This window comes from Salinimicrobium sp. TH3, assembly GCF_026676115.1.
GTDB lineage: Bacteria > Bacteroidota > Bacteroidia > Flavobacteriales > Flavobacteriaceae > Salinimicrobium.
On record NZ_JAPONB010000014.1, the window covers coordinates 22,302 to 45,093 of the forward strand.

Consider the following 22,792-nt stretch of genomic DNA (forward strand, 5'->3'; position numbering starts at 1 on the left):
CCTGCGGATGTTAGTCCTGGTTTTTTTCCAGAGCGGCGATCATCTCGGGTGCCGTATTCACAACTTTCCTGATCTTTCCCGTAGGTTCTACGATTATATGCGTTGGATAGACAGAAAAACCAAGGGTGTCTTCAATAAAAGCTTTTTGGTTGGGGATCACCGGATAGTTAAATTCCCTTTTTGAAAGAAATGTTTCAAGCTCCTCTTTTGGGTCAAGGGAAAGACTAAGAAAAACCACGTCTTCCCGGTCTTCATATTCACTTACTAATTGATTGAGCATGGGCATTTCTTCAATACATGGCTTACATCTTAGGAACCATGTTTTAACAACCAGGGTTTTACCTTCGGCTAATTTTTTTGAAAATTTTCTTCCCTCCAGGTCTGTAAATTCAAACTCGGGAAAGTCCTTTCCTTCCATGATAAAATGCTTGTACGCAGGATAGGTGTCGGCCATGATGGTATAGCTTATATCATCATCTGCATCTTCCTGCATCTTGAAAAGTTGATATTGTTCGCCCCCTTTCTTGTTTTTCTTTTCAAGGACAATGAATTCGCCCGTCAATATAGCCTCCAAAAAAGCCTTTTTTAAGATGGTATCTCCTTCTTCTCCCAGGGGCACAAAATCTGAAGCCAGGTCGATATTGGTCTTGTGATATCTCCACCATTTGGCCTGGTCGCCTTGAAGGGAAGAGAAAAGAAGATCGGTTTCGGTAACTTTTTCGTTTTCCTGACAAGAGCTTAGAAGGAAAATGCTTCCGAGGAAAAAAGTCCGTAATATGGTTTTGAAAGGTAGCAATATACTGTTGATTTATATAGAGGTTAAAGATAAGGATTTTGGTAAAAGACGGGAATGCCTTGGAGAAATCTTCCGCAGAAATTGCCGGGTTTGAAAAACCCATTTTTTGAAACCAGCAAAACCTGTATTTACCACAAGGGAGATCCGGATAAAGAGAAGCGTCAATCAAACTTCAGAATTCTTTAGAAATAACCTAAATTTACCGAACAAAACCTTTATCCATGCTTGAAAAAGAACTCAGAGATGCCTATCATTTTATATTTGAAGAAGAATTACTGGTAGAAATTACAAAGTTTGGAACTTTAAGAGAAGTAAAGGCGGGGGAAACCATCATCGATATTGGAGATTATGTAAAAAGCATGCCCTTGCTATTGGAAGGAGCAATTAAGATCCTGCGGGAAGACAAGGACGGGGATGAATTACTGCTGTACTTCCTGGAACGTGGTGATACCTGTGCCATGACACTTGCCTGTTGCCTGGGTCACACAAAAAGTGAGATAAGGGCAGTTGCAGAAAAGGATACACACCTGGTAATGATCCCTATTGACAAAATGGAGGAGTGGACTTCCAGGTTCAAAAGCTGGAGGAACTTTGTCTTTGAAAGTTATCACTCCAGGCTTACCGAGATGCTTGATACTATTGACACTATCGCATTTTTAAATATGGATGAGCGCCTTATGAGGTACCTGCAGGATAAGGCCAAGATCAACAAAAATGAACAAATACAGGTAACTCACCAGGAGATCGCTTACGACCTTCATACCTCCCGTGTAGTGGTTTCGCGACTCCTAAAAAAGCTCGAGATAGAGGGTAAAATTGGGTTGCAGCGTAATAGCATCATGGTGCATGATCTTTAGTATGTGATCTTTGTTACAAAGCCTGCAGCTTTAAAAAAGTACTTTTGCACCGAACTTTTAAAGAATGGAGATAACACAAATTCTTGGTTACCTGGGAGCTTTACTTATTGGAGTAGTCCTGGGACTCATAGGCGGTGGAGGTTCTATTTTAACCGTACCTGTACTTGTATACCTCCTCTCCGTTAATCCCGTGACCGCAACAGCCTATTCTCTTTTCGTAGTAGGAACTACTTCTCTTTTTGGCTCAATTAAAAACTTTCAGAAAAAACGGGTGGACATACGTACCGCCATTGTTTTTTCCATTCCGGCTTTTATAGCAGTTTATCTTACCAGGAAATTCCTTGTACCGGCGATCCCGGAGACTATTTTTACTATTGCCGATTTCACTGTTACCAAAAACATTGGGATCATGTTGTTTTTTGCCTTTATCATGATACTGGCTTCGGTATCCATGATCATGGAACCTTCAGAAAAGGACGCTAAGCCACGAAAGGTGAGGTTCAATTATTTACTCATAACATTAGAAGGTGCTATAGTAGGAGTTCTAACAGGAATAGTGGGGGCCGGTGGAGGATTCCTTATCATTCCAGCGCTGGTGCTTATGGCAAAATTACCAATGAAACGAGCCGTAGCGACCTCTCTCGTGATCATAGCTGTAAAATCTCTTATAGGTTTTATTGGAGACGTGCAGAATCTTGAAATTGATTGGGTTTTCCTTCTTATCTTCACAACAATGTCGGTAGTCGGTATCTTCGTAGGGATATGGCTTAATCGTTTTATTGATGGAAAGAAGCTTAAGAAAAGTTTTGGCTGGTTTGTACTGTTGATGGGGCTGTACATTTTTTGGAAAGAGATCTTTTGACAGTAAAATTTGAGCTATGGGAGAGTACTCTTTTAAGTATTACTTTTCACTGCCAAAGCTTCTTATGAAAATTAGGTTTAGGCGGGGAGAATATTTCCTGCAATCATCTAATCTAATAGAGGAGAATTTAACATATTATTACACTAGAGTCTGGTCAAGATCTTTAAAAAATAAATTTTTAATAGTTTTTTTCCATGGAAAATCTTGAATTTGCAAGACTGCAAATGGCCTTTACCCTGGGATTCCATATCATCTTTGCATGTATAGGAATGGTCATGCCTTTTTTTATGGTCGTGTCCCACAAGAAATGGTTAAACACCCGTAACCCTCTATACCTGGAACTTACAAAGGCCTGGCAGAAAGGAGTGGCTATATTTTTTGTAACAGGAGCAGTCTCTGGTACTGCTCTCTCTTTTGAATTAGGAATGCTGTGGCCGGAATTTATGAAACATGCCGGACCTATTATTGGAATGCCTTTTTCTCTCGAAGGTGCTGCATTTTTTGTAGAAGCTATAGCCCTGGGCTTTTACCTGTATGGTTGGAACAAGTTACCCGAAAGATTTCACTGGTTCACCGGGATCATCATTGGAATATCGGGAGTTGCCTCGGGTATATTAGTAGTTTCGGCAAACGGGTGGATGAATGCTCCCACAGGTTTTGATTTTATAGACGGGCAATTTACAAATATTGACCCTGTACAGGCATTTCTAAATCCCGCCTGGTTTACACAGGCTCTTCACATGACAATAGCGGCCTTTGTAGCCACAAGTTTTGCTGTGGCAGGAGTTCATGCTTTCCAGGTGTACAGGAACAAAAGACCCGAGCTCCATAAGAAGGCTTTTAAAATAGCCATTATTTTTGGTGCAGTTGCGGCCTTTCTTCAACCTCTAAGCGGGGATCTTTCTGCTAAAGATATAGCTAAGCGACAACCTGTAAAGCTTGCTGCTATGGAAGCACATTATGAAACCGGTAGGAATGTGCCACTTTACATAGGAGGAATTGTAAATGAAGAACAGCAAACAGTTTCCCACAAGATCGAAATCCCCGGAGCTCTTTCCTTTCTTGCATTTGGAGACTTTGATGCCGAAGTGAAGGGGCTGCGGGATTTTCCCGAAGATGAACATCCTCCTGTAGCTATTGTACATTATGCTTTCCAGATCATGGTAGGAATTGGGACTTTATTGATGCTTGCGGGAATTCTCTATTTTATTAGTTTAAAGTACAAATCCCTTTTTAACAGGAAATGGTACTGGTTGATCTTTGTAGTGCTTGCACCTCTTGGGTTTATTGCTGTGGAAGCTGGCTGGGTAGTAACCGAAGTTGGTCGGCAGCCGTGGATCATCTACGGGTTTATGAAAACCAGTGAAGCGGTAACACCTATGCCGGGAATGGAATTTAGCTTTTATATGTATGTAGTGGTTTATCTGGTGCTTGCCCTTACAGTAACCTGGTTAATGCGCAGACAGATCAAAGTTCTTAATAACACAAAAGAATAGTTATGCTGTACATCGTGCTCTTTTTTCTTTTGTTTTCCCTGCTCCTTTATGTTCTATTGGGAGGGGCAGATTTTGGAGCGGGAATAGTAGAATTGTTCTCCTCCAAAAAGAGTAAAAGAATTACCCGTGATACCGTATATCGCGTCATGGGACCGGTTTGGGAAGCCAATCATATTTGGCTTATCATTTTGATTGTTATAATGTGGATAGCTTTCCCCAGTTATTTTAATGTGATAATGATCTATTTGCATGTACCGTTCGTTCTGGTATTACTGGGAATTACTATGAGAGGAGTTGCCTTTATTTTTCGCCATTATGATGCCATTGTAGATAAATCCCAGTTCTTCTACAACTGGATGTTTCGCATTTCCAGTCTTGTTACTCCGGTTTTTCTGGGGATGTCTTTTGGATCTCTGGTGGGCGGAAGGATAATACTTGCTCAAGATTTTTCAGGTTACTCTTTTCCTGAACTTTTTATCTGGCCCTGGTTCAACCTCTTTTCTTTTTTAGTGGGTTTATTCTATGCTGCACTTTGTGCCTTTCTTGCTTCTACTTTACTCATTGGAGAAACAAAGGGGGAAGTACGTAGAATGTTCAGCCGTAAGTCTGCCATTTTTACCACAGTACTGGTGCTACTGGGATTCATACTAATTCTTTACGGTTATATATCTGAAGTTAAATTCATAAAGGATTTTATCAATAACCCGGTATCTATTGGAGCAGTTATTCTTTCAGGAATTCTTTTGTTCCCTTTATGGAGAGCAATAAAAAAGCAGAACCGGGTGGCCAGCAGGTACCTGGCAGGGCTACAAGTAGTGCTTGTGCTGTTTGCGGCTCTTTATGCTCACTTTCCATACATTATTATTACCACAGGGAAGGAACTTAGCATTCTGGAAGGGCTGCCTCCTCATTCGGTCATCCAAAACCTGGCGATCATGCTGCTTATAGGAGGTGCAATCATATTACCGGGACTTTTCCATCTAATGAAATCCTTCGGAATGATCAAGATCCTGGAAACCGGAAAGGAAGAAATGGGGCATTAGCAAAAAAATCAAATTGTTATTTAAAATTCTTTAAACTATCTTTTTTAATCATCCCTCTAAAAAATAATGAATGGCTGTTCCTAAAAAGGACAAGATTTTTGTAGCTCTCCAATTCCTGGTGTTCATAGCCTGGATCGTTGAAATGGAGGCATGGAGTTTCAAATTATCAAGCAATCTAAGTGCGCTGTCTTTTATTGTTGCGGTAATTGGACTTGTGCTGGTGCTTATTGCATTTCTGCAACTTAATACAAACTTATCGCCCTTTCCCAGTCCTAAGAAAGGAGCAAAACTCGTTACAGGAGGAGTGTTTGCTTTTGCGCGCCATCCTATTTATTCAGGCATTTTATTTATGGCTTTTGGGATCTCCATATGGTTGGGTTCGGGATATAAACTCGCAATAAGTGTTTTACTGTACCTCCTTTTCTATTTTAAGAGCAGGTACGAAGAACAAAGGCTCGCAGAAGCTTTTCCCGATTATGATGTTTATAAGACGCGTACAGGAAGATTTTTTCCTAAATTTAAGGGAAGAATTTAATCAAGATGATCAAGAGGTTTGGAAAAAGTCCTGAGGGTATGCGCCTTCAGAGAATAAGGAATTCTCCTAATTACCGGGATGGAAGTTTCAAAAACGTAGAAAAAACTTCGGTTAACCCCGATAATGTTTCGATTTTCACCATTCTTAAAAAGATGATCTCGAGACCTTCTTCTGTTCGGCCGTCTTCAGAAATTCCAAATCAGAAAGTAGTACTAAAAGATCTTAATCCAAACGAACCGCAACTGGTTTGGTTTGGACATTCTTCATATTTGATTCAGATTAAAGGATATAGAGTACTCGTAGACCCTGTTTTTAGTGGCAATGCCTCGCCCTTTCGCTTCTTCGGAAAAGCCTTTGAGGGAGCAGATCATTATGATGCTGAAGATATGTCCGAAATTGATCTTCTGGTCATCACTCATGATCACTACGACCACCTGGATTATCCCAGCGTAAAGAAACTGGATTCTAAGGTGTCAAAAATCGCTACTTCTCTGGGAGTAGGCGCACACCTGGAGACCTGGGGTGTCAAAAATGACAAAATTACCGAGTTCGATTGGTGGGAGTCAAAAGAGATCAACAGCGGGGTAAGACTTACTGCTACCCCTGCACGTCATTTTTCGGGTCGAAGTATTAAAAGAGCACAAACTCTTTGGTCTTCCTTCGTATTGGAGATCTACGGGTATAAGATCTTTCTTGGTGGGGACTCCGGCTTTGACGGAAGCTTTAAAAAGATAGGTGAAAAATTCGGTTCATTCGACCTCGTTTTCCTGGAGTGCGGACAGTTTGGAAAATATTGGCCTCAAATCCACATGTTCCCGGAGCAAACTGTGCAGGCAGCTGCAGATTTACAGGCAAAAAAGGTCATTCCAGTGCATTGGGGGAAATTTGTACTTTCATATCACCCGTGGAATGAACCTATCCAAAGATTTGTGACAGCAGCCGAAAAAGCCGGAATTGATTATTTGTCTCCGCGAATTGGAGAACCGGTTAATTTTACTGCGGAATATGAACAGCAGCCATGGTGGCTTTTTGAAAATAAAGATGAACAACATGAACGAGAATCAGCAACATTGGGATAAGGTTTATTCTGAAAAAGCCCCCACAGAAGTGAGTTGGTATGAGCCTATGCCCGAGATTTCTTTGAATTTGATCAAGGAGTGTAATCTTGAAAAGGATGCTGCTATTATAGACATTGGAGGAGGGGACAGTTTTTTAGCAGAGTTCCTGGTATCCAAGGATTATACCGATGTTACGGTGGTAGATATCTCCAAAAATGCCATTCAACGGGCAAAGGAGCGAATGTGCGAAAAAGCCGACAAGGTTACATGGATTGTAGCCGATGCAGCCAATTTTAAACCTAATAAAAAATTTGACCTGTGGCATGACAGGGCCGCTTTTCACTTTCTTACTAATGAAGAACAACGGGAGAATTACTTAAAAACTTTGTTTGAATCTATAAAACCGGGAGGCTATGTGATCCTTAGTACATTTTCAGATAAAGGTCCACCTACCTGTAGCGGACTTCCGGTGCAGAGATACTCTGTAGGGGATATGCAGAAATTGTTCGAAGAAGAATTTAGTGTTTTGAGTGGAAGAAGTTTAGATCACACCACCCCTTCGGGCAAAACACAGAATTTTACAGTATGTAGTTTTCAGAAGAAAAAATAAATTAGAAAAGAGATGAAAGAATTTTGGAATGAAAGATACAATAGCGAAGAATATGTATATGGAGAGGTGCCTAATGAGTATTTCCACTCGCGGTTTACTCAATTTGATCCCGGGGAAATATTATTTGCTGCTGAAGGGGAAGGGAGAAATGCTGTTTTCGCAGCTAAGTGTGACTGGAAAGTAACTGCTTTTGATGTTAGTACAGAGGCGAAAAAGAAAGCTGAAAAATTAGCCAAAAAGCATAAGGTGGAGTTGAATTACCGGGTGGGGGAACTGCCAGATCTGGGGTTTGAAAAAGGGGATTTTGATGCCATAGCATTGATCTATGCGCATTTTCCTGTGGAAGTACGAAAAAAATACCACCAATTATTGATCTCTTATTTGCGAAGGGATGGGTTAATATTTTTTGAAGGTTTTAGTAAAAAGCATAAGATCTATCAGGATAAAAATCCGGGAGTAGGAGGTCCAAAGGACGAAGCCTTGTTATTTTCTATGGAGGAGATAAAAGAGGATTTTGGTAGTCTCAACTTCCTGGAATTATATGAAGCCGAAGTTGATTTAAAAGAAGGAAATGGACACGATGGTTTGGGCGCAGTTATTCGTTTTGTGGCCCAGAAAAAGTAATTAAAACCCGCAGTGAAATGCTTTTAACTGCGGGTATTTAATTTTTAGAAAGTGGTCTTAATTTCCTGCCTGTCCTAAAAAGGCAGGATCTACCTTGTCCAGGTTCTCTTTATACCTAATTTTTCCCTCGTCCAGAAATTCAACGAATTCCTGTACGTCAAGATCATATGCTCTTGGAGGAGAGAGTAACTCCTCATTGTCTCCCACCAGCGTGTAGTATGGCTGAGCATTTGCATTAAGCTTCTGGATCATGAAATCCATGTTTTGTTTACCAATGGTCTTTTTTACTTTATTATCGTAAACAGAAGTGTACCATTCTTCCCGGGGGAGTTCTGTTTTTTCATCCACATACATGGCGACCACAATGTAGTCTTCTTTTAACCTTTTCAAAACTGCAGGATCACTCCATACAGCGGCTTCCATTTCCCGACAATTCACACAGCCGTGGCCCGTGAAGTCTATAAATATGGGTTTATTTTGCTTTTTTGAGCAGGCAAGCGCTTGCTCGTAATCAAAGTATCCTTTGATGCCATGCGGAAGCTCGAGGAAATCATCGTATTTCGGCTTTTCACATTCGGCGGTAAGCGCTTCCTGTTCTGAAGATACTGGGGTCTCCAGGAGCTGGAAATCATGAGTACTCATTGGCGGCAGGTAACCTGCGAGTGCTTTTAAAGGTGCACCAAAGAGGCCGGGGATAAGATAAACCACAAAACTAAAGACCAGGATTGCGCTGAGCAATCGTGAAATAGAAGTGCTTTCAGATTTCTGTTCATGTGGAAAAATGATCTTTCCTAAAAGGTAAAATCCGAGCAGAGCGAAAATTACGATCCACAGGGCCAGATAAATTTCCCGGTCAAGAAGATTCCAGTGATAAACCTGGTCTACCATACTCAGGAATTTAAGTGCGAGCGCAAGTTCCAAAAACCCAAGAACAACCTTTACCGTATTAAGCCAGCCACCGCTTTTAGGCAGGGAACTTAGCCATCCCGGGAAGATCGCAAAAAGCGTGAATGGAATTGCAAAGGCAGTAGAAAAGCCTAACATTCCTATTAAGGGTTTAATTGCCTGCCCGCTGGCGGCTTCCAGTAAAATAGTTCCTGCGATAGGACCTGTACAGCTAAAGCCAACAAGGACAAGGGTAAAAGCCATAAAAAATATCCCGGCTAAACCGCCTTTGTTTGCCTGGTTGTCAATATTATTGACCAGTTTATTTGGCAGTCTTATTTCAAACAATCCAAAGAAAGAGAGAGCGAATAATACAAAAATTGCGAAGAACAAAAGATTGGGAAGCCAGTGTGTGCTTAGAAAATTGGCAAAACCAGCTCCAAATATTAAAGCGAAGACCGTTCCTACAAGGGTATATATAGCTATGATAGAAACACCATAGATAATCGCATTCAATATTCCCCTTGAGCGGCTACCGCTGGATTTTGTAAAGAATGTAACGGTCATGGGGATCATTGGAAAAACACAGGGAGTAAGCAGGGCTGCCAGTCCTGCTCCAAACGAGATGAGGAAGAAGGCCATCAATCCCATCCATCCTTTTTCTTCTTCCACAGGCTGGAAGGTGTTGGTAAACGGCTCCAATTCTTTAAGAGGGGGTTGACCTGAAGAGTTAGAAGGGTTTGCGGCATTTGCTACTGCACCCGCTTTTTCTCCCGAAAGGTCGATGGAAAATTCAGATTCATAGGGAATACATTGCCCGGTCACATCGGAACAGATCTGGTAGGTTACACTTCCCGAGATCACCGGTTTTTCATCAATAAGTTTGATCTTATGTTTAAAAACCGCCTTTTCGGTAAAATAAGTGACATCCCCTTCCCAAATTTCTTCATATTTTTCCTTGGGATCTACCGGTAAGATCTCCCCCAAAAGTTCAAATTTTCCGGAAGGATCAAAACTGAATTCTGTAAGCATTGGCCCCAGGTCGGGATCAAAATCACTGGAATACATGTACCAGTCTTGAGGTATATCGGCAGTAAATGTGAGGGTAACCTCATCTCCCGGTGCAGCATCATTATTATCGGCCTTAACCTGCCATTCTGGTGCTTCCTGCACCTGTGCTACATGAGGAAGAAATGAGAATAAAGCCAGCAGGAGGCTAAAAAATTTTGTTTTCATGAATTCTTTTTGATTAAAGGAAAGGCTACCCGGTTAGGGTAGCCGTTTCTCTATTGAAGCTCGGTTAGAAATTGTTTGAAATCTTTTGTGTCAAAATCCCCCATTCCAAGATGGGTAAGTGCAAGATTTCCATCGGCATCGATCACATAAGTAGTGGGAATACTGCGGGTAGAATACATTTGAGGTATTGGTCCTGCAGCTCTGTAGATCTCAAAATCGTATCCTTTTCTTTCCTTGAACTTTTTAGCTTTCTCGAAATTTTGATCTACAGAGAGCATTATAAATTCGACATTATCGTTTTTCACATCCTGGTAAAGCTTATTAATTCCAGGCATCTCAGCAATACATGGAGGACACCAGGTGGCCCAGAAGTTTAGAAAAATAACTTTTCCACGATACTGTTCCATATTAACTTTTTCACCTTTGGAATTTACCAGGTTAAGGTCCAGAACTGCTCCTTTGGCAGGAGTTACCGAAGCAATATCATCTTTTTCTTCAATTTTTGGGTCCATAATTCCGGTGGCCAATATACCACGTTGCAGGAATCCAAATACCTCTGTGTGGAGGCCGGTGACAAAAAGGCCAATTAGGACTGCTCCTATAATTCCGTATTCTATTAAATTCTTTTTTAGTTTCTTATTCATGAGAAAATCGTTTTTTGTTGATGTTATAGTTCAATACTTAAATAGCCCTTCTTTTGTAATTCGAAGTTGTATAGAATGCCGTTTTCCACCACCTTTAAACTCTGGTGCAGTTTTTCGCGATCTACTCCAAACTTCTTTAGGGAAAAACCACATGCATTTATGGTGACATTTGCCTGCCCGGCCTGCGAGATGAAATCCTTCATCATTTCTTCATTGGTGAGGTTTTGAACAGCCTTACCACAAACTACTACCTGGAAATCACCAAATTGATGTCCATCTTGTTTAGCCAGCTCCTGTGCCGCCAGCAGAATAGGCTTTAACTGGGGTACTTTTCTGGTAAGAACTACATAATTCGTTTTTTCTGAAGGCTGTGTCTGCGCCTGAGTACTAACTGTAAATAATGCGAACATGATTAGTATGCTGCTATAAAAAATCTTTTTCATGAGTTGTTTTTTGAGGTTTATCGAAATCGTTTAATATGAAGAAAACAAGCCCGCCCATAATGGCGATGTTTTTAAATAAAGGGCCCAGGGTTGTGATCTGTCCTACTTGAATTGTTAGAGTTATTGGAATAAGAACGGCAAGTAAAATTGCTGCTGCCCATCGGGTCCTAAACCCTATTAACAAACTTATTCCGGCCAGGAGCATAACAATTCCTGAGGCAATCACCATTACCCGGGGTTCTCCAAAAAAATAAGCTATACCCTTAAAACTGGCCTGGTCTATTCGTTGCAGCGTTTTTTCCAACTTAAGCAAATGGCTTGAACTTGCCACCAGGAATATCCCGCTTAACATCACTCGGAAAATTTGTACCGAACGACGGCTCACTAAGGTTGTAGTGGTCATTGTTATAAATAATAAAATGAATGAATAAATAATGGCTGTTATATCGGCAGGGAGCCAGATTTTTAGCCGGAATAATTTTCAGGAATTGAAATTAAACCTTTGGGGGCGGATAGAATTTGTCACGGGAAATAGAAAAAATCCCCGGCGCCCGGTAACTGTGTTTTTTGAAGTTGTTGTGGGTAACGGTATTGGCCTCCTCGCCTGGCTTAAAGTCAAAAGCCACCTGGCACAGGTAGTCAAATGCAAAATGAGATTCTAAATCGGTCTGGGCAAACTCATCGGCAGAATCCTTTTCAAGTTGCTGTTTAGGACACATTTTGTTTACCAGCGTTACTTCGGAAGCACTATAAATGATCCCTAAGAATTTTGCATCTATCGACACCATCTTTCCAAGGAAAAGAAGCACGAAAAATGCCGCTATGTAGTTTTTAAAACCCATGAGGAGCAAAAGTAATAATTGACCTGAAAAATATGTGTCACATTTGTTACATAAGGTTCATAAGGTTTTGGGAAGAACAGGTTTTTAGGTATTTTAGTAGATTGAAAATAACCAAATAATTTAATTAATCGATCAAAATTATGAAAACCAGTATTTTAAAGACTGTAATGTTCTCTATCACCCTTTTGTTCTTTGCTTGTGGGGAAAGCACAGATGTTGTGGAATCCGGAACTTATCAAGGAACTATTAAGGAAGTAGAGCCATCTAAGACCGAGATCTATGTAGAGACAGATGATGATCAAATCCTTGAGCTCTATTTCTCAGACAATACGGAACTTACCCGGGATGGAAGTACAGTAGAGTTCTCAACTTTGGAGGAAGGAATGAGAGTTGAAGTTGATGTAGAAAAAGAAGGTAAAAGACTTAATCCGCTTGCTGTGCGGGTTCTAGAATAAATATGGAAGAAATACCAGATTTTTGGCGGACAGAGGTTTTTCACCCTCTGTCTGTTCATTTTCCCATCGCCCTGCTGGTGGTGGCTTTTCTATTTAAAGTTGTTGCTCTAAAATACTCCCGGGAGGTTTGGGAGCGGGGAGGAACAGTATTACTTATTGCCGGAGTTGTGACGGTCTGGATCGCTATTTTTACCGGAAATCTGGCCGATGGTGTGGTTTCCAGGAAGATCTGCGACCCCACCGTATTAAAAGACCACGAGAATCTTGCCTGGACTACGGCCTGGCTTTTTTCTGCAGGACTGGGGGTTGACCTTTTAAGGCAACTAAAATATCCCATTTTTAGAAACCTGCTCTTTAGATTGCTTATGATCCTGTTGCTGGCTATTGGCACGGGCACCCTGGCTTATACCGGCCATCTCGGCGCCACTCTGGTTTATCAACAGGCTGCAGGAGTTTATACGCCTTCGGGAAACTGTGCCGAATTCGAGTAGTAAATCATTAAAGCTGAATGCCTAAACTCTCTGTAACCCGTGTTACTTACTAGCCTGCCTAAAAAAGCTATTTTTGCTCTTCAATTTTTAGATCGGGTTACTCCGGTATTTTAATTTTAAACTGATTGATATGACAATAAAACAATTTAAAGACAGTCCTCTGGCTCATTATTCTTACGCAGTGGTAAGTGAGGGAAAGATGGCACTTATAGATCCAAGTCGAAACCCACTACAGTATTATCAATACGCCGAGGAACAGGATGCAAAGATCGTTGCAGTGTTTGAAACTCATCCACATGCCGATTTTGTGAGTAGTCATTGCCAGGTGAGAGAGCAAACCGGAGCAAACATTTACGTAAGTAAATTGCTGGGGGCAGATTACGAACACCAGGCTTTTGATGAAGGTGATACTGTTAAAATGGGAAATGTAAAGTTCAAAGCTCTTAATACTCCCGGTCATTCGCCTGACAGTATTACTATTGTTGCCAAGGATGACCATAGAACAGCTCTCTTTACAGGAGACACCCTGTTTATTGGAGATGTAGGCAGGCCCGATCTTAGGGAAAAAGCCGGTAATATGACAGCTAAAAGAGTGGAGCTGGCCAAAGCGATGTATGATACAATGCAGAACAAGTACAATGATTTACCCGATGATGCCATTGTGTATCCGGCACATGGTGCAGGATCTCTTTGTGGAAAGAATATGAGTACAGATTCTTCAAGTACATTAGGCTATGAAAAGAAGTATAATTGGGCCTTTCAGGAGCAGACAGAAGAGAAATTTGTTGAAACTATTCTCAAGGATCAGCCATTTATTCCCCATTACTTTGGGTTTAATGTGGATGTCAACAAAACAGGAGCAGATAATGTTCAGCAAACCAAGGCAGCTGTAAAGCTTAAGTTGTTGACAGAAAAAGTAGAATCAGGAATTACCGTGATTGATGTTCGTGACGGAGACAAGTACAAGGAAAATCATCTGCCAAACAGTATCAACATTATGGCCCGGAATGAAGACGACAAATATGAAACCTGGTTAGGGGCTATTGTAAAGCCAGAGGAACCTTTTTATCTGGTGGTAGAAAGTGTGAAGCAAATAAGTGACATCCTTGAAAGGACTGCTAAAATTGGTTATGAAAAACAATTAAGAGGAATTTTAACCCTTCCAAAGGAAGCATTCCAGACTTCAGAAGAGTTCAATCTGCACGATTTTAGAGAACATAAAGACAATTATACGATTGTAGATATAAGGAATCAAAGTGAAGTTGCCGAGGGTAAAATATTTGATTCTGCTCTAACCATTCCTCTAAATGAATTGAGAGAAAGGGCAAATGAAGTTCCGGCAAATAAACCTATAGTGGTGCATTGTGCAGGTGGATACAGGTCTACTGCAGGAGCCAGTATTCTCGAGAACTTTTTTCATAAAACAGATGTTTTTGATCTAAGTGAGGATATAAAGAAGTTCAATTAATCCATACGATGAAATTCAATTTCAGGATCCCAAAGCGGCTTAAGTACTACTATTTAAGAGAATTGGTGTTATACAAAGCTGCATTTAGCCAGGGAAACCTTGTTCATGCGTGGCATCACCTTGAACGGGCACATGTTATTGGTCAATCCTATCCATGGGAACACACCTATGCACACTGGCTTATGCTGAAGTTTGGATTAGCAATAAAAGATGTAAAAGAGATCCTGGGGCAAATCCCCCGATTACTTGTAGGTGGGGTTAAGTCTTTTGTGGGCAAAATTCCTTTAGGAAATACAGGTGGGGCAAATGTTCCTCCCCTTAGATCTATGCCTTTGCCTGAAGATATCCAGGTGCTTTTTAAGCTGAAAATGTAAGAATAAAACCAAAAAAATTATAAAAAAGCCACCTCAAGGTGGCTTTTTTGTTGGTCGTTATTGAAAATATCCGAAAATTGACAGACAATTTTTTTATTATATTTACCAAAAGCGCATAAAAACCGCATTTATGGAAGAAAAATATAAAGTAACGGTAAACGGGAACATGGAGTTCGAATTTACTAAAGAACAAGTTGAAGCACTTGATCTGCAAAAATCGGGTGGAGGTGCAGCACATGTTTTAAAAAACAACCGTTCCTTTAAAACCCAACTTCAAAAATCACATTTTTTAGAGAGGTCTTACACCATAAGAGTGAATTCTGAACCTTATGAAGTGAAAATATCCAATGAACTTGACCTTTTAATTGAGGAGATGGGGTTAAGTCTCGCGGCTGCACAGGTGATAAATGATATTAAAGCACCCATGCCGGGGCTTATTCTTGACGTACAGGTAAAAGAAGGAGATGAAGTGAAGGAAGGGGATTATCTTCTGGTACTGGAAGCTATGAAAATGGAAAATACGCTAACTGCACCCAGGGATGGGGTAGTAAAATCTGTAAAGGTTCAAAAAGGGGAAACTGTTGATAAGAGCCAGCTACTTATAGAAATGGAATAGCTCTTCAAAAAGCCTTTTTTGAATACCAGCTAATTTAAAGTCTTAGAATGAAAAAAATCTTAATAGCAAACCGGGGAGAAATCGCTTTACGAGTGATGAAAACAGCCCGAAAAATGGGAATACGCACAGTTGCTGTCTTTTCTACTGCAGATCGTAATGCACCCCACGTAAAATTTGCCGATGAAGCCGTCTGCATAGGGGAGGCCCCTTCAAATCAATCCTATCTTCTTGGGGATAAGATCATAGAAGTGGCAAAAGATCTGGGGGTCGATGGAATCCATCCCGGGTACGGCTTCTTAAGTGAGAATGCAGATTTTGCCGAGAAAGTAGAACAGAATGGCATCATCTGGATTGGTCCCGGTTCAAAAGCCATAAGGATCATGGGGAGTAAGCTCGCCGCCAAAGATGCAGTAAAGGACTATGGTATTCCTATGGTTCCGGGGATTGATGAAGCAATCACAGATCCCGAAAAAGCTAAAAAGATCGCTGTCGAAATTGGATTTCCCATCCTCATAAAGGCTTCCGCCGGCGGTGGCGGAAAAGGAATGCGGATTGTTGAAAAAGAAAAAGATCTGGAAGACCAGATGAAGCGGGCAATAAGTGAGGCTGAATCGGCTTTTGGTGACGGTTCTGTATTTATTGAAAAATACATTGGAAGTCCGCGGCATATCGAGATCCAGGTGCTTGCCGATACTCATGGAAATACTCTGCACTTTTTCGAGCGGGAGTGCAGCATACAGCGGCGCCATCAAAAGGTGGTGGAGGAAGCCCCCTCGGCAGTTCTTGACGCGAGTTTGCGCCGGGAGATGGGAGAAGCTGCAATAAAAGTTGCCAAAGCCTGCGATTACGTGGGTGCGGGAACTGTGGAATTCCTTTTGGACGAAAATAAGAATTTCTATTTCCTGGAGATGAACACGAGGTTGCAGGTGGAACACCCTGTGACCGAGTTGATCACCGGCATCGACCTCGTAGAGCAGCAAATAAAAATAGCAAGGGGAGAAACGCTGTCTTTTTCGCAGAAGGATCTCAAGATTTCCGGCCATGCTGTGGAGTTACGGGTTTACGCCGAAGATCCAATGGAGGATTTTATGCCTAGTGTTGGCCTTCTCGAAAGGTATAGCGGTCCTTCGGGAGAAGGGGTGAGGCTTGACGATGGTTTTGAGGAAGGTATGGAGGTGCCAATTTACTACGACCCTATGCTGGCAAAACTCATCACCTATGGAAAGACCCGTGAGGAAGCTATCCAAAGGATGTTGAAGGCAATTAGCGAATATGAAGTGAAAGGGGTTAGTACTACCTTACCCTTTGGGAAGTTTGTTTTTGAACATGAAGCTTTTAGAAGTGGGAATTTTGATACCCATTTTGTGAAAAAATATTATTCGGCCGAAAAGCTGGAATCCCAAACCACAGAAGAAGCAGAAATAGCGGCCCTGGTCGCAATAAAGCAGTACCTGGAAGACAGGCAGCAGTTGAGATTACCCAATAAATAATTCCGGAAGCAGAAATCATGAGCCAAAATACCGAAAAGCTAAATGAAAAAATCACCGAAGCTCTTAAAGGCGGCGGTGAAAAAAGAATAGCCAAACAACACCAGCAGAAGAAACTCACCGCCCGTGAAAGGGTTGATTACCTGCTGGATGAAGGTTCTTTTGAAGAAATTGGAATTCTGGTCACCCATCGCACGACCGACTTCGGGATGGAAGATCAGCAATATTATGGTGACGGAGTGGTCACCGGGTACGGAACCATAAATGGTAGACTCGTATACGTATTTGCACAGGATTTTACTGTTTTTGGAGGTTCTCTATCAGAAACTCATGCCGAGAAGATCTGTAAGGTAATGGATCACGCGATGAAAGTAGGAGCTCCAATCATAGGACTTAACGATTCGGGAGGAGCAAGAATTCAGGAAGGAGTGCGCTCGCTTGGAGGTTATGCCGACATTTTTTATAGGAATGTTCAGGCATCTGGAGTTATTCCGCAGATCTCGGCAATTATGGGACCATGTGCCGGTGGCGCAGTATATTCCCCGGCCATGACAGATTTCACCCTCATGGTGCAGGATACCAGCTATATGTTCGTGACGGGGCCCAACGTGGTAAAAACGGTAACCAATGAAGAAGTTACTTCCGAAGAACTGGGTGGGGCAAGTACCCATTCCACTAAAAGCGGGGTCACGCACCTTACATCAGCAAATGATATTGGCTGCCTGGAAGACATTAAAAAATTGCTGAGCTATCTGCCGCAGAACAACAAAGATATTTCTGAAAAGCTGCCTTATGAATTGGGCGACGAAGTGCGGGAAGAACTTGAAAACATTGTCCCCGATAGTTCCAATAAACCTTATGACATGCATGAGGTAATCGCAGGAATTATTGATAAAGATACTTTTTTTGAAATCCATAAAAATTACGCAGATAATATTATAGTCGGCTTCGCAAGGATGGGAGGCAGGAGCATAGGAATAGTGGCCAATCAGCCAATGAGCCTCGCGGGAGTGCTTGATGTGGAATCTTCAAGAAAAGCTGCCCGGTTTACCCGTTTCTGTGATTGTTTCAATATACCGTTACTGGTGCTGGTGGACGTACCGGGCTTTTTGCCGGGAACCGACCAGGAATGGAACGGGATCATCCTGCACGGTGCAAAATTATTGTACGCCCTTAGTGAAGCGACCGTTCCAAGAGTGACGGTCATTACCCGAAAAGCCTATGGTGGCGCTTATGATGTGATGAATTCCAAACACATTGGTGCCGATCTTAACTACGCATGGCCTTCAGCCGAAATCGCGGTAATGGGAGCTAAGGGTGCCAGCGAGATCATCTTCAGAAAAGAAATCAAAGCAGCCGATGATCCTGAGCTGAAACTTTCAGAAAAAGAAAAAGAGTATGCCGAAAAATTTGCCAATCCCTTTAAAGCTGCACAACGTGGTTTCATTGATGAAGTTATCAAACCAAAAGATACCCGCAGGAAACTCTTAAAAGCATTTAGCATGCTCGAAAACAAAGAAGTGTTGCGCATTGACCGGAAGCATGGAAATATTCCACTGTAAAGGTTTAAGGTTCAAAATTCGGAATTCCAGATTGGTAAAATGGCAGTAAACAAAAACTTATTGGCTTTTAGAATTTTATTAATCTAAAATCTCACGTCTAACGTCTAATGTCTCACGTCTCACGTCTCACGTCTAAAATCTAACATCTGGTAGTGAAGTTTAAAAAAATTGTCTGTGTCGATTATACAAAACTCGAGCCTTGGGCCCTTGAAGCGCTTCAGGAAATGAGTGAAGAAAAGATCGTAGTGTACGATGATGAGCCGGGTTCAAAAGAGGAAACGGTTGAGCGAATTTCTAATGCAGATGCAATACTGGTTTCATGGAAAACAGAAATTTCTCAGGAAATTATTGAGCAATGTTCTAACCTGAAGTATATAGGTATGGCGTGCAGCTTATACGATGATGCTTCGGCTAATGTTGCGGTACAATTTGCGCGAAGCAAAGGGATCACAGTAACTGGAATAAGAGATTACGGGGATCCCGGTGTAGCAGAATTCATTGTTTCTGAATTAGTGAGATTGTTCCACGGCCTGGGAGAATATCAATGGAAGGAAATGCCTGTGGAACTAACCGATAAGAAAATAGGTATCATTGGCCTGGGGGTTACAGGGCAATTACTTGCAAAATGCCTGCTGCCGTTTGGACCGAAGCTTTTCTATTACAGCCGCACCCGAAAAAAAGATCTTGAAAATGAAATAACTTACCTGCCTCTGGAAGAATTGCTGAAAACGGTGGATGTAATTTCTCTTCACCTTCCGAAGAATACTTTTATTTTAAAGGCACCTCAATTTAAACTTTTTGGAACAGGTAAGATCCTTGTCAATACCTCCCTTGGTTTGCCATTTGAAGAAAGTGCTTTTAGTGACTGGATAAAAAAGGAGGGCAATTTTGCCATTTTTGACGGGGATGGAAAAAAGCAACTTCCCCAAGAAACCGAAAAACTTTCGCGTGTGATCACGGCCGATAAAAGTGCAGGCTGGGCGGCCGAAACCCAAAGAAGACTTTCTGAAAAGGTTTTGGAAAACGTAAGGGATTTTCTTCAGTGATCCCGGCATAAGGTTTCCCGATGATCTGCCCGGACATATAAATATTGGAAGTTCTATATTTGCCGCAAATTAAGATGAGGTGGAATTTATTTTAGAACCCTGGCCGTGGTATGTTGCCGGTCCATTAATAGCGTTGGTGATGTTCCTGCTTATATTTATGGGCAAAAAATTCGGTATGTCTTCCAACCTGGAAACTATGTGCAGCATGTGTGGGGCGGGTAAACAGTCCGATTACTTCAATATTGACTGGAGATCCAGTAGCTGGAACCTTGTGGTTGTTATCGGGGCTGCAATAGGGGGTTTTGTAGCTGCTCACTTGCTTTCCAACGATACTGCTGTCGCCATAGCTACAGAAACTGTTGCAGAGCTGGAGAACCTGGGCTTTAAAAGTGCAGGCAATGCCTATTTACCGGAGCAGCTATTTGGATTCGAAGCACTAAACAATTTTAAATCCCTGTCAATTCTTATTATTGGGGGATTGCTCATTGGTTTTGGGGCCCGTTATGCTGCAGGATGTACATCTGGCCATGCTATCTCGGGCCTTAGCAACCTACAGTTACCTTCCCTCATCGCAGTTATTGGTTTTTTCATTGGCGGTCTGGTGATGGTACATTTATTATTTCCCATAATTTTTTAACATGAAAAGAACAGCAGGATACCTATTTGTAGGAATTTTTTTCGGCATTGTCATGTATAAATCTGAAGCCGCATCGTGGTTTCGCATTTATGAAATGTTCAGGTTTGACGCGTTCCACATGTATGGCATAATTGGTTCGGCTTTGATACTCGGCGTTATTGGGGTACAGCTTATCAAAAGAATGAACCTGAAATCCTTCACAGGGGAACCCATAAAAATAGCCTCTAAAGAAAGAGGCTTTAAAAAGTACTTTTTTGGAGGTATAATTTTTGGGTTGGGCTGGGCTTTGGCGGGGGCTTGTCCCGGTCCCATTTATACGCTCATTGGCGCGGGGTATGTTTCACTTTTAGTGGTTCTGGCCGGAGCATTGGGGGGTGCTTTTCTTTATGGATTGCTTCGGAAGCATTTGCCACATTAACGGGAAGCACAGGCCACCTGTGATTTTCCGGAGATGGTGAGTTCATAGATCATTCCTTCTCTCCATTTAGTGCCATCGAGTTTTTGCCCCTGAAGCTTTTTTTGAAGTAGATCGCTCACTTCCAACTCCTGTGCAGTTACCCCCACATATTGAATGCTGTTATCTTCAGCAATGGAAAAGAAAACAGTAACAAAACTTCCTTCTTCAAGACTATGATTGGCATCCCGAAGTAATAGCTCAATTTCGGCAGAGAGACTGTTTAGGTCATATATTTTCTCAGTTTTTTCGGCGTAGATAACTGTGCTTATAGTGATCGCTAAAGTCAACAGTAATAATTTAAAACGTTTCATAATGCAGATCTTTAAAAGTTAATAATCAGTTTCTTCGGGGAAGAGGAACCTATATCTTAAAGACTGTCTGAAAATGAAATCGTTACAGCAAATACGGGAAATTATTGTAAATCTTTTCCTGTTAAAAAACCATCTTCAGAAATAGCATTTTTGAGAGTTATTTTTCCTCGGAAAGATAAAAGGAAGGAAGAGAGATGTGGAATTTCACAGCCATAAGTCTTATGAGGATCACGGTAAGGGAGGTGATCAAATAGATAACATCCTGGGCCATTCCCAATTCATAAAATATAACAAAGGCCAAACCTCCAACGATGCAGGCGGTTGCATAGATCTCTTTTCTAAAGATCACCGGGATCTCGTTACAAAGAATATCCCTTATAACCCCACCAAAAGTACCCGTCATAGCGCCAAGGGTGATAGAAATTATTGGGTTAAGGTTATTCTGAATACCAATTTCTACGCCGGTGATGGTGAAAATCCCCAATCCAATGGTATCAAATAAGAACAGGGATTTCTTAAGATGGTCAAGATATTTCCTGAAAATAATAGCCAGTATAGTGACAAATCCAATTAAATAGATGTAAATGATGTTTTCCATCCAGGTGACCGGGGTATTGCCAATAAGAATGTCCCTTACAGTTCCGCCGCCAATAGCTGTGACAAAGGCAATAATAAAGATTCCAAAAAGGTCAAGCCGCCTGTTCATCGCCGAAAGAGCCCCCGAAATTGCAAAGGCAATGGTTCCTAAAAGGTCCAGAACATTAAATAACGATAATTCGATCATGGCTCAAAGGTAATGCAATAGCAGGAGCCTGAAAAACTTGCTACTAATGATAGAAGTTATTCCGGTATATCAAATCTGTATGTATTAAGCCTGAAGATTTCTTTTAAAGTTACTATTTTTACAGTAAGAAATTTTACTATCATGAGCGAAACGAGAGAAAGAATAAAATGTTTAATTATAGGCTCTGGTCCTGCAGGTTATACTGCAGCTATATATGCCGCCAGGGCAGATCTTCACCCTGTAATGTACACGGGAATGGAACCGGGCGGGCAGTTAACCACTACAACTGAGGTGGATAATTTTCCCGGTTATCCCGAGGGTATTGATGGACCTGCCTTAATGATCGATCTTCAAAAACAAGCCGAAAGGTTTGGAACGCAGGTGCGCATGGGAATGGTCACAGAGGTGCAATTGAACAAAGAACAAGGAGGTATCCACAAGGTGTGTGTAGACAACTCTACCTGGGTTGAAGCCGAAACCATCATTATTTCGACAGGGGCAACGGCAAAATATTTAGGACTTCCAAGTGAGCAGAGATTGAGAGGCGGCGGAGTTTCGGCTTGTGCCGTTTGTGATGGTTTCTTCTACAAAGGCCAGGACGTGGCCATAGTAGGAGGAGGGGACACTGCAGCCGAGGAAGCTACTTATCTTGCTAATATTTGTAATAAAGTTACCATGTTGGTGAGAAAAGATGAATTAAGGGCTTCAAAGGCTATGCAGCATAGGGTCTTTAATACTAAAAACCTGGAAGTAAGATTTAATTCGGAAGTTGATGAAGTTCTTGGGGAGCAGGTTGTAGAAGGTCTTAGGATCCTCAATAATCAAACAGGTGAAAAGGAGGAGATCAATATCACCGGACTTTTTATTGCCATTGGTCATAAACCAAATACCGAGATCTTTAAAGGCCAGCTGGATATGGATAACACAGGCTATCTTATTACCCAGGGGAAAAGTACGAAGACTAATTTGCCGGGAGTTTTTGCATCGGGTGATGTACAGGATAAAGAGTATCGCCAGGCGATCACAGCTGCGGGTACAGGATGTATGGCCGCTCTTGATGCCGAGAGATATCTGGCAACTGTGGAAAGTAATGAAGAGGTTACTGCAAAATAATATAGCAGTTTTATAAAAATAAAAGAGGCTGTCTTTTGACAGCCTCTTTTATTTTTTCAG

At 41.6% G+C, this 22,792-nt stretch carries 27 protein-coding genes; 19 read left to right on the forward strand and 8 right to left on the reverse strand.

All coding sequences use genetic code 11. From position 1 onward, the window contains the following. Nucleotides 1–10: 10 nt before the first annotated feature. The gene (locus OU683_RS16050) at nucleotides 11–796 is read right to left on the reverse strand and encodes a TlpA family protein disulfide reductase (protein ID WP_268140142.1); all 786 of its coding nucleotides are present in this window, start codon (nucleotides 794–796) and stop codon (nucleotides 11–13) included. A gap of 221 nt (nucleotides 797–1,017) precedes the next feature. On the opposite strand from OU683_RS16050, the gene OU683_RS16055 reads away from it, so the two are divergent. The 8 genes from OU683_RS16055 to OU683_RS16090 all read left to right on the forward strand — a co-directional run bounded on the left by OU683_RS16055 (nucleotide 1,018) and on the right by OU683_RS16090 (nucleotide 7,881). After that, the gene (locus OU683_RS16055; protein WP_268140144.1) at nucleotides 1,018–1,653 is read left to right on the forward strand and encodes a Crp/Fnr family transcriptional regulator; all 636 of its coding nucleotides are present in this window, start codon (nucleotides 1,018–1,020) and stop codon (nucleotides 1,651–1,653) included. Between the two features lie 64 nt (nucleotides 1,654–1,717). Continuing rightward, nucleotides 1,718–2,515: a sulfite exporter TauE/SafE family protein gene (locus OU683_RS16060; protein WP_268140146.1), complete on the forward strand. Its 798-nt coding sequence runs from the start codon at nucleotides 1,718–1,720 to the stop codon at nucleotides 2,513–2,515. A 194-nt stretch (nucleotides 2,516–2,709) separates the two neighbouring features. Next, nucleotides 2,710–4,011 carry a cytochrome ubiquinol oxidase subunit I gene (locus OU683_RS16065; protein WP_268140148.1) on the forward strand — a complete coding sequence of 434 codons (1,302 nt, stop codon included), beginning with the start codon at nucleotides 2,710–2,712 and terminating at the stop codon, nucleotides 4,009–4,011. A 2-nt stretch (nucleotides 4,012–4,013) separates the two neighbouring features. After that, nucleotides 4,014–5,054, forward strand: a complete 1,041-nt coding sequence (locus tag OU683_RS16070; RefSeq protein WP_268140150.1) for a cytochrome d ubiquinol oxidase subunit II — start codon at nucleotides 4,014–4,016, stop codon at nucleotides 5,052–5,054. Between the two features lie 70 nt (nucleotides 5,055–5,124). Beyond that, nucleotides 5,125–5,589 (forward strand): methyltransferase family protein, encoded by a 465-nt coding sequence (locus OU683_RS16075; RefSeq protein WP_268140153.1) that lies wholly within the window; start codon nucleotides 5,125–5,127, stop codon nucleotides 5,587–5,589. 5 nt (nucleotides 5,590–5,594) lie between these two features. Beyond that, entirely contained in the window at nucleotides 5,595–6,668 is a 1,074-nt protein-coding gene (locus OU683_RS16080; RefSeq protein WP_268140155.1) for an MBL fold metallo-hydrolase, read from the forward strand. Further along, nucleotides 6,640–7,257, forward strand: coding sequence for a class I SAM-dependent methyltransferase (locus tag OU683_RS16085; protein WP_268140158.1), 618 nt, complete (start codon nucleotides 6,640–6,642; stop codon nucleotides 7,255–7,257). The genes OU683_RS16080 and OU683_RS16085 overlap by 29 nt, the downstream gene beginning before the upstream one ends. A 12-nt stretch (nucleotides 7,258–7,269) precedes the next feature. Next, complete coding sequence (locus tag OU683_RS16090; RefSeq protein WP_268140160.1) at nucleotides 7,270–7,881, forward strand: class I SAM-dependent methyltransferase; 612 nt, start codon at nucleotides 7,270–7,272, stop codon at nucleotides 7,879–7,881. Nucleotides 7,882–7,938: 57 nt separating this feature from the next. Here the strand turns inward: OU683_RS16090 and OU683_RS16095 are convergent, their stop codons facing one another. The 5 genes from OU683_RS16095 to OU683_RS16115 form a co-directional block, all read right to left on the reverse strand. Further along, nucleotides 7,939–10,002, reverse strand: coding sequence for a protein-disulfide reductase DsbD family protein (locus OU683_RS16095; RefSeq protein WP_268140162.1), 2,064 nt, complete (start codon nucleotides 10,000–10,002; stop codon nucleotides 7,939–7,941). Between the two features lie 50 nt (nucleotides 10,003–10,052). Then, a complete protein-coding gene (locus OU683_RS16100; RefSeq protein ID WP_268140165.1) occupies nucleotides 10,053–10,646 on the reverse strand; it encodes a TlpA family protein disulfide reductase in 594 nt (197 codons plus the stop codon). Between the two features lie 23 nt (nucleotides 10,647–10,669). Then, nucleotides 10,670–11,089, reverse strand: a complete 420-nt coding sequence (locus OU683_RS16105; protein ID WP_268140168.1) for a DsrE family protein — start codon at nucleotides 11,087–11,089, stop codon at nucleotides 10,670–10,672. Then, on the reverse strand, nucleotides 11,070–11,492 hold the full coding sequence (locus OU683_RS16110) for a DoxX family protein (protein ID WP_268140170.1): 423 nt from the start codon (nucleotides 11,490–11,492) through the stop codon (nucleotides 11,070–11,072). The genes OU683_RS16105 and OU683_RS16110 overlap by 20 nt, the downstream gene beginning before the upstream one ends. A gap of 91 nt (nucleotides 11,493–11,583) precedes the next feature. After that, the gene (locus tag OU683_RS16115; protein ID WP_268140173.1) at nucleotides 11,584–11,931 is read right to left on the reverse strand and encodes a hypothetical protein; all 348 of its coding nucleotides are present in this window, start codon (nucleotides 11,929–11,931) and stop codon (nucleotides 11,584–11,586) included. A 140-nt stretch (nucleotides 11,932–12,071) separates the two neighbouring features. Here OU683_RS16115 and OU683_RS16120 point away from each other — a divergent pair, with 140 nt between their 5' ends. The 10 genes from OU683_RS16120 to OU683_RS16165 all read left to right on the forward strand — a co-directional run bounded on the left by OU683_RS16120 (nucleotide 12,072) and on the right by OU683_RS16165 (nucleotide 20,485). Continuing rightward, nucleotides 12,072–12,386 carry a hypothetical protein gene (locus tag OU683_RS16120; protein ID WP_268140175.1) on the forward strand — a complete coding sequence of 105 codons (315 nt, stop codon included), beginning with the start codon at nucleotides 12,072–12,074 and terminating at the stop codon, nucleotides 12,384–12,386. Between the two features lie 2 nt (nucleotides 12,387–12,388). Beyond that, nucleotides 12,389–12,877: a DUF2231 domain-containing protein gene (locus tag OU683_RS16125; RefSeq protein ID WP_268140177.1), complete on the forward strand. Its 489-nt coding sequence runs from the start codon at nucleotides 12,389–12,391 to the stop codon at nucleotides 12,875–12,877. Nucleotides 12,878–13,007: 130 nt separating this feature from the next. Beyond that, nucleotides 13,008–14,345, forward strand: coding sequence for an MBL fold metallo-hydrolase (locus tag OU683_RS16130; protein WP_268140179.1), 1,338 nt, complete (start codon nucleotides 13,008–13,010; stop codon nucleotides 14,343–14,345). Nucleotides 14,346–14,353: 8 nt separating this feature from the next. Continuing rightward, entirely contained in the window at nucleotides 14,354–14,719 is a 366-nt protein-coding gene (locus OU683_RS16135; RefSeq protein WP_268140181.1) for a DUF3703 domain-containing protein, read from the forward strand. Nucleotides 14,720–14,849: 130 nt separating this feature from the next. After that, a complete protein-coding gene (locus OU683_RS16140; protein ID WP_268140183.1) occupies nucleotides 14,850–15,335 on the forward strand; it encodes an acetyl-CoA carboxylase biotin carboxyl carrier protein subunit in 486 nt (161 codons plus the stop codon). 47 nt (nucleotides 15,336–15,382) lie between these two features. After that, on the forward strand, nucleotides 15,383–16,825 hold the full coding sequence (gene accC, locus OU683_RS16145) for an acetyl-CoA carboxylase biotin carboxylase subunit (RefSeq protein WP_268140185.1): 1,443 nt from the start codon (nucleotides 15,383–15,385) through the stop codon (nucleotides 16,823–16,825). 17 nt (nucleotides 16,826–16,842) lie between these two features. Continuing rightward, nucleotides 16,843–18,384, forward strand: coding sequence for an acyl-CoA carboxylase subunit beta (locus OU683_RS16150; protein WP_268140187.1), 1,542 nt, complete (start codon nucleotides 16,843–16,845; stop codon nucleotides 18,382–18,384). Nucleotides 18,385–18,536: 152 nt separating this feature from the next. Continuing rightward, nucleotides 18,537–19,430, forward strand: coding sequence for an NAD(P)-dependent oxidoreductase (locus OU683_RS16155; RefSeq protein WP_268140189.1), 894 nt, complete (start codon nucleotides 18,537–18,539; stop codon nucleotides 19,428–19,430). Between the two features lie 79 nt (nucleotides 19,431–19,509). Beyond that, entirely contained in the window at nucleotides 19,510–20,067 is a 558-nt protein-coding gene (locus OU683_RS16160) for a YeeE/YedE family protein (protein ID WP_268140191.1), read from the forward strand. A gap of 1 nt (nucleotide 20,068) precedes the next feature. Continuing rightward, complete coding sequence (locus OU683_RS16165) at nucleotides 20,069–20,485, forward strand: DUF6691 family protein (protein WP_268140194.1); 417 nt, start codon at nucleotides 20,069–20,071, stop codon at nucleotides 20,483–20,485. Here OU683_RS16165 and OU683_RS16170 read toward each other — a convergent pair. Further along, entirely contained in the window at nucleotides 20,482–20,835 is a 354-nt protein-coding gene (locus OU683_RS16170) for a hypothetical protein (protein WP_268140196.1), read from the reverse strand. The two genes, OU683_RS16165 and OU683_RS16170, sit on opposite strands and share 4 nt — an antisense overlap. Nucleotides 20,836–20,992: 157 nt before the next feature. After that, the gene (locus tag OU683_RS16175) at nucleotides 20,993–21,619 is read right to left on the reverse strand and encodes a trimeric intracellular cation channel family protein (protein ID WP_268140198.1); all 627 of its coding nucleotides are present in this window, start codon (nucleotides 21,617–21,619) and stop codon (nucleotides 20,993–20,995) included. Between the two features lie 141 nt (nucleotides 21,620–21,760). Between OU683_RS16175 and trxB the strand changes: the two genes are divergently transcribed. Further along, on the forward strand, nucleotides 21,761–22,732 hold the full coding sequence (gene trxB, locus OU683_RS16180; protein ID WP_268140200.1) for a thioredoxin-disulfide reductase: 972 nt from the start codon (nucleotides 21,761–21,763) through the stop codon (nucleotides 22,730–22,732). Nucleotides 22,733–22,792: the final 60 nt, after the last annotated feature.

Coding starts and splice junctions, on each gene's coding strand:
- OU683_RS16055 (WP_268140144.1), top strand. CDS start 1,018: ATGCTTGAAAAAGAACTCAGAGATGCCTATCATTTTATATTTGAAGAA.
- OU683_RS16060 (WP_268140146.1), top strand. CDS start 1,718: ATGGAGATAACACAAATTCTTGGTTACCTGGGAGCTTTACTTATTGGA.
- OU683_RS16065 (WP_268140148.1), top strand. CDS start 2,710: ATGGAAAATCTTGAATTTGCAAGACTGCAAATGGCCTTTACCCTGGGA.
- OU683_RS16070 (WP_268140150.1), top strand. CDS start 4,014: ATGCTGTACATCGTGCTCTTTTTTCTTTTGTTTTCCCTGCTCCTTTAT.
- OU683_RS16075 (WP_268140153.1), top strand. CDS start 5,125: ATGGCTGTTCCTAAAAAGGACAAGATTTTTGTAGCTCTCCAATTCCTG.
- OU683_RS16080 (WP_268140155.1), top strand. CDS start 5,595: ATGATCAAGAGGTTTGGAAAAAGTCCTGAGGGTATGCGCCTTCAGAGA.
- OU683_RS16085 (WP_268140158.1), top strand. CDS start 6,640: ATGAACGAGAATCAGCAACATTGGGATAAGGTTTATTCTGAAAAAGCC.
- OU683_RS16090 (WP_268140160.1), top strand. CDS start 7,270: ATGAAAGAATTTTGGAATGAAAGATACAATAGCGAAGAATATGTATAT.
- OU683_RS16095 (WP_268140162.1), bottom strand. CDS start 10,002: ATGAAAACAAAATTTTTTAGCCTCCTGCTGGCTTTATTCTCATTTCTT.
- OU683_RS16100 (WP_268140165.1), bottom strand. CDS start 10,646: ATGAATAAGAAACTAAAAAAGAATTTAATAGAATACGGAATTATAGGA.
- OU683_RS16105 (WP_268140168.1), bottom strand. CDS start 11,089: ATGAAAAAGATTTTTTATAGCAGCATACTAATCATGTTCGCATTATTT.
- OU683_RS16110 (WP_268140170.1), bottom strand. CDS start 11,492: ATGACCACTACAACCTTAGTGAGCCGTCGTTCGGTACAAATTTTCCGA.
- OU683_RS16115 (WP_268140173.1), bottom strand. CDS start 11,931: ATGGGTTTTAAAAACTACATAGCGGCATTTTTCGTGCTTCTTTTCCTT.
- OU683_RS16120 (WP_268140175.1), top strand. CDS start 12,072: ATGAAAACCAGTATTTTAAAGACTGTAATGTTCTCTATCACCCTTTTG.
- OU683_RS16125 (WP_268140177.1), top strand. CDS start 12,389: ATGGAAGAAATACCAGATTTTTGGCGGACAGAGGTTTTTCACCCTCTG.
- OU683_RS16130 (WP_268140179.1), top strand. CDS start 13,008: ATGACAATAAAACAATTTAAAGACAGTCCTCTGGCTCATTATTCTTAC.
- OU683_RS16135 (WP_268140181.1), top strand. CDS start 14,354: ATGAAATTCAATTTCAGGATCCCAAAGCGGCTTAAGTACTACTATTTA.
- OU683_RS16140 (WP_268140183.1), top strand. CDS start 14,850: ATGGAAGAAAAATATAAAGTAACGGTAAACGGGAACATGGAGTTCGAA.
- accC (WP_268140185.1), top strand. CDS start 15,383: ATGAAAAAAATCTTAATAGCAAACCGGGGAGAAATCGCTTTACGAGTG.
- OU683_RS16150 (WP_268140187.1), top strand. CDS start 16,843: ATGAGCCAAAATACCGAAAAGCTAAATGAAAAAATCACCGAAGCTCTT.
- OU683_RS16165 (WP_268140194.1), top strand. CDS start 20,069: ATGAAAAGAACAGCAGGATACCTATTTGTAGGAATTTTTTTCGGCATT.
- OU683_RS16170 (WP_268140196.1), bottom strand. CDS start 20,835: ATGAAACGTTTTAAATTATTACTGTTGACTTTAGCGATCACTATAAGC.
- OU683_RS16175 (WP_268140198.1), bottom strand. CDS start 21,619: ATGATCGAATTATCGTTATTTAATGTTCTGGACCTTTTAGGAACCATT.
- trxB (WP_268140200.1), top strand. CDS start 21,761: ATGAGCGAAACGAGAGAAAGAATAAAATGTTTAATTATAGGCTCTGGT.